Origin of the sequence: Pantoea pleuroti (genome assembly GCF_014156615.1) — a bacterium.
GTDB classification, from domain to species: Bacteria; Pseudomonadota; Gammaproteobacteria; order Enterobacterales; family Enterobacteriaceae; genus Pantoea; species Pantoea agglomerans.
In genome coordinates this window covers 1-5074 of record NZ_SBFD01000005.1, presented here as the reverse complement: position 1 = coordinate 5074, position 5074 = coordinate 1, and the positions used below count along the sequence as shown (strand labels likewise).

Genomic DNA, 5074 nt, shown 5'->3' with positions numbered 1-5074 from the left:
CATCTGCGCAGCACCGGTGATCATGTTTTTCACATAGTCGGCGTGGCCTGGGCAGTCAACGTGAGCGTAGTGACGTGCAGCAGTCTCATACTCAACGTGTGCGGTGTTGATGGTGATACCGCGGGCTTTTTCTTCAGGCGTGCTGTCGATCTGATCGAATGCACGAGCCTGGCCGCCGTTGGTTTTAGCCAGTACGGTAGTGATAGCTGCAGTCAGGGTGGTTTTACCGTGGTCAACGTGACCGATGGTGCCCACGTTTACGTGCAGTTTGTTACGTTGAAATTGCTCTTTAGCCATCGCTAGTCCCTCTAAGACACGGATATATCAATGATATCATCACATTAACCAGGCAATGCCTGACTGCAAGGAAGTTACAGAGAAAATCAGGAGGGAGATTAAAGGAAGTGGTGCTGATACCCAGAGTCGAACTGGGGACCTCACCCTTACCAAGGGTGCGCTCTACCAACTGAGCCATATCAGCACATCTGGAGCGGGCAGCGGGAATCGAACCCGCATCATCAGCTTGGAAGGCTGAGGTAATAGCCATTATACGATGCCCGCATCCTGGAACTCGGCTACCTGTTCTTTCTGTAGCTTGTAGATAACAGAGATGTTTCTCTACTATCTACTGCCTGTCAGCGAAGCTGACCGACTTTGACTTCGCTAACGCTCAGTCTGAATTCAGGGTGATAAGTGACTCACCTGGCAGATAAACAGGTTGTTCATCTGCGTACCCAACCGCGAGGTTGAGATGGTGGTGGGAGAAGGATTCGAACCTTCGAAGTCTGTGACGGCAGATTTACAGTCTGCTCCCTTTGGCCGCTCGGGAATCCCACCTACTTGATGGTGCCGGCTACCGGAATCGAACTGGTGACCTACTGATTACAAGTCAGTTGCTCTACCAACTGAGCTAAGCCGGCATCAAGTGGTGCGCATTCTAGGAAGGTCGGGCTCTGGATGCAACTAAAAAATCGCTTATTTTTTTCTATCGCTTACTATTTGTGCAAATCATCGCATTTTAGTGTTTTTGTGCAGAATATTTGTGCAATCTGGTCCTGTTTTCATAGGTTCAGTCGGCTCGCGCTATTGCCTCACGCCTTTCTCCGGGTCGCTTTTCAGCAGGTAAATAATCTGCAGGCAGCATTTTTATTTCACACGCCTGTACCGAACGATGCTTTTTTGACCTCGCCTGCGCTGTTTTTTTCATGTGCAGGCACTTTTCTGTAGAAAGCAGGCCGTTTTGACATGCGTGTCCCTTATGTCGGTACGACGATGACCTGCCGTGGAGTCGTTCAAAATGACGCTTTACCGTTTGTTCTTTTGCTTTAGTCCTCATGGGACAGATTGAATCTGTACCGCCTCAGCCTCTCTATATGCCCTTATGGCGGCGTTTTGTCATTCAGACGTAGTCAGATGTAAAAAGCAGATAAAAGCCGCACATGCGCTGTGATGACCTGCAATATCATAAACAACGATAAAGCAGTAAAAATTAAAGCTACTATGATGTTTTGTGGGTATGCCGACGAAAGCGAGAGCACGTTTATCTTTTTACTTCTGTTAAAAGCCATACTGGTGATACCCTCCAGCCCATTGTTCTCACTGATAAACCAGCGATTCGTGATTCACTTCACCTGTGCTGTCCTGCTTATCGGATAACACGCGGTTGATAGCCATGAATTTGCGGTCAGATGCATGCTTATGGATAAAACGACCCCCCTGACAACGCCTTATTTAGAGTTCACTCGTGAGCAATGGGCTGCATTACGTGATTCCGTTCCTATGACGCTGTCAGAGGAAGAGATCGCGCAGCTGGAGGGCATCAACGAGGATCTCTCGCTGGAGGAAGTAGCGGAAATTTATCTGCCACTTTCGCGTCTGCTTAATTTCTATATAAGTTCTAACGTTCGCCGGCAGGCCGTACTGGAGCAATTTCTGGGCACCAATGGCCAGAAAATTCCCTATATCATCAGTATTGCGGGTAGCGTAGCGGTCGGTAAAAGCACGACTGCACGTGTCTTGCAGGCTTTGCTCAGCCGCTGGCCTGAACATCGCAAAGTCGAACTGATCACTACTGATGGCTTCCTTCATCCTAATGCCGTGCTGAAAGAGCGTGGGTTAATGAAGAAAAAAGGATTCCCGCAATCCTACGACATGCACCGGTTGGTCAATTTCGTCTCCGATTTGAAGTCGGGAGCCAGTCAGGTGACCGCTCCGGTCTATTCACATCTGACTTATGATGTCATCCCTGATGGCGATAAAGTGATACAGCAGCCTGATATTCTTATTCTGGAAGGTCTGAATGTATTACAGAGTGGAATGGACTATCCCCACGATCCCCATCATGTCTTTGTTTCAGACTTCGTCGATTTTTCTATCTATGTTGATGCAGAGGAAGATCTCCTGCAAAGCTGGTATATCAATCGATTCCTGAAATTCCGCCAGGGCGCATTTACCAATCCGGACTCCTATTTCCATCATTACGCCCAGCTTTCAGAGGCAGAAGCGGTTGAAATTGCTGGCAATTTATGGAAAGAAATTAACTGGCTTAACCTGCAGGAAAATATCCTGCCGACGCGCGAACGAGCCAGCCTGATTATGACCAAAAGTGGCGATCATGCAGTCGATAAGGTTCGCTTACGTAAATAACTGCAGTCATAAAAAAGCCTGCGTTTCTGCAGGCTTTTTTTACTCAGACAGGACGCAGTGATATTTCTCCACCCACCCAGGCTTTTATTTCGCCATCCTGTTCCAGTAACAGACCACCCTGGCTGTCTACGCCTCGCGCAATACCATGGACCTCACGTTCACCGATAAGCAGCTTAACCGGCCGGTTAATAAAGTTATCCAGCGCAGCCCAGCGTGCGACAAACGGGGTTAATCCCTCCTGCTCAAAGAGCGGCAGAGCTTCGCGCAGACTGTTGATCAGACGTGCCGCCAGCTCATTACGGTTTACCGTTACCCCGGCCTCCTGCAGGTTAATCCAGCCCTGATTAATCTGTGATGCATCGGCTGTTCGCATCGCCAGGTTAATCCCGGCACCAATCACGATCTGCGCAGCATCGCCGGTTTTACCTGTCAGTTCAACCAGAATACCCGCCAGTTTACGATCGTTCAGGTAAATATCATTGGGCCATTTTACGCGGACATCATCGGCCCCTAATGAACGTAATGTCTCAGCCATGATAATGCCAATTACCAGGCTCAGACCCATCGCCGCTGCCGGCCCCTGCTCCAGACGCCAGTACATAGACATGTAGAGGTTCGCGCCAAAGGGCGAAAACCACTGACGCCCACGACGGCCGCGACCCGCCTGCTGATATTCCGCAATGCAGGCAGCACCCGACTCCATTTCATGCATACGTTCCAGCAGATACTGATTTGTGGAATCAATCACCGGGATTACCGAGACGTTACCCTGCGTAACCTGTGAGAGTATCGCCTGCTCATCCAGCAGCTGTATCGGGGCAGAAAGACTGTAACCTTTACCTGTCACGGTATAGACATCAAGACCCCAGCTTTTTAACGTCTGGATATGCTTATTTATGGCTGCGCGACTCATGCCCAGCGTTTCACCCAACTGCTCACCGGAATGAAACTCACCATCAGATAAGATATCAACCAGCTTTAGCGGAACATTATGATCTTTCATGCGATCACCCCGATGGCATTACACTCACCCTGCGCCTGAATAAAGCGCACTTCGGGTTCAAGCCAGACATCGAATTTTTCACCAACCTGAGCTCGCACGGTTTTTGCCAGCGCAACGATATCGTCGGGTGTGGCATTTTCAGCGTTGATCAGCACCAGTGCCTGTTGCTGGTGAACTGCCGCGCCCCCGATGCGATAACCTTTCAGCTGGCACTGATCGATCAGCCATCCTGCTGCCAGTTTGATTTCACCATTTGGCATCAGATAGTGTGGCATAGCCGGAAAATGCGTCAGTAGTGAGCTGCACTGCGCCTCGGTGACTACAGGATTTTTAAAAAAGCTGCCTACATTACCGGTGACTTTAGGATCGGGTAATTTGCTCTGCCGCATCTGGCATACCGCATGATAGACATCCCAGGCATTGGCGGTCACCGGATTGAGCGTTTTCAGATCGCCGTAGGTTAATACCGGTTGCCATTGCTTAGGCAATATTATCCCGACCGCGACGATGACATAGCCTGACTGATAGTGATGTTTAAAAATGCTGTCACGATAGCCAAACTCGCAGGCTTCACGATCGAGACGTTCTGTCTGACCATTGTGCAGATTAAGTACATCCACGTATTCGCAGACGTCTTTTAATTCCACGCCATAAGCGCCTATGTTCTGAATCGGTGCCGAACCTGTCATACCGGGGATCAACGCCAGATTTTCCAGGCCCGTGATCCCTTTTTCCAGCGTGCTTTTAACCAGCTGATGCCAGTTCTCACCTGCCCCGACATGCAATTTCCAGCACTCATATTCATCCTGAATTTTGATGCCTTTGATGCGGTTCAGCACCACTGTACCGGCAAAATCTTCCAGGAAGAGGACATTACTGCCTTCACCGAGCACGAGAAAAGGCGTTTGATCACTCTGGCTGGCCTGCCATGCTACCAGAATGGCGGCTGGCGTCTCGGCGACGATGCGTTTCTGTGTATGTACTTCAAGCCCAAGCGTATTGTCGGCTTTTAAGGAGAGATGCTGGCTGGACATTTGACGGCCTTTACTGAGTTATCTGGCCGTAGTTTACCGTATCAGAGAGGGGTTCTCAGGCTGTTTTCGGGGGTTATGATGAGGTTTTTCACGATCTGCAGACGTGAAAAAGCCCCGCACTACTGTGCGGGGCTTCTTCACTTAATTAATGCCTGGCAGTTCCCTACTCTCGCATGGGGAGACCCCACACTACCAGCGGCGCTACGGCGTTTCACTTCTGAGTTCGGCATGGGGTCAGGTGGGACCACCGCGCTAAAGCCGCCAGGCAAATTCTGTCTCCGCGCCGCCCGTAAGGCCGCGCAGATATATCCGGTACAGGCTGAAAATCGTGTCTCTCAAAAACGCCTCTGGCGTTGTAAGGTTAAGCCTCACGGGTCATTAGTACCGGTTA

4 protein-coding genes, 4 tRNA genes and 1 rRNA gene are annotated in these 5074 nt (G+C 50.1%); 1 reads left to right on the top strand and 8 read right to left on the bottom strand.

Going from position 1 to position 5074, the window contains the following annotated elements; translation table 11 throughout:
* The 5 genes from EPG66_RS13150 to EPG66_RS13130 form a co-directional block, all read right to left on the bottom strand.
* Window positions 1-297 (bottom strand): GTP-binding protein (locus tag EPG66_RS13150; protein WP_246379363.1); only part of this gene is annotated, 297 nt, incomplete at its 3' end.
* Between the two features lie 108 nt (window positions 298-405).
* Window positions 406-481 (bottom strand) — tRNA-Thr (locus EPG66_RS13145).
* A gap of 5 nt (window positions 482-486) precedes the next feature.
* Window positions 487-561, bottom strand: a tRNA-Gly gene (locus EPG66_RS13140).
* Window positions 562-752: 191 nt separating this feature from the next.
* A tRNA-Tyr gene (locus tag EPG66_RS13135) sits at window positions 753-837 on the bottom strand.
* Window positions 838-844: 7 nt separating this feature from the next.
* Window positions 845-920: transfer RNA gene (locus EPG66_RS13130), tRNA-Thr, on the bottom strand.
* A 778-nt stretch (window positions 921-1698) separates the two neighbouring features.
* On the opposite strand from EPG66_RS13130, the gene coaA reads away from it, so the two are divergent.
* Window positions 1699-2646 carry a type I pantothenate kinase gene (gene coaA / locus EPG66_RS13125; RefSeq protein ID WP_083070741.1) on the top strand — a complete coding sequence of 316 codons (948 nt, stop codon included), beginning with the start codon at window positions 1699-1701 and terminating at the stop codon, window positions 2644-2646.
* A gap of 43 nt (window positions 2647-2689) precedes the next feature.
* Here the strand turns inward: coaA and birA are convergent, their stop codons facing one another.
* The 3 genes from birA to rrf form a co-directional block, all read right to left on the bottom strand.
* Entirely contained in the window at window positions 2690-3649 is a 960-nt protein-coding gene (gene birA / locus EPG66_RS13120; RefSeq protein ID WP_010261004.1) for a bifunctional biotin--[acetyl-CoA-carboxylase] ligase/biotin operon repressor BirA, read from the bottom strand.
* The gene (gene murB, locus EPG66_RS13115; RefSeq protein WP_182687177.1) at window positions 3646-4683 is read right to left on the bottom strand and encodes a UDP-N-acetylmuramate dehydrogenase; all 1038 of its coding nucleotides are present in this window, start codon (window positions 4681-4683) and stop codon (window positions 3646-3648) included. The genes birA and murB overlap by 4 nt, the downstream gene beginning before the upstream one ends.
* A gap of 150 nt (window positions 4684-4833) precedes the next feature.
* Window positions 4834-4949, bottom strand: a 5S ribosomal RNA gene (gene rrf / locus EPG66_RS13110).
* Between the last annotated feature and the right edge of the window lie 125 nt (window positions 4950-5074).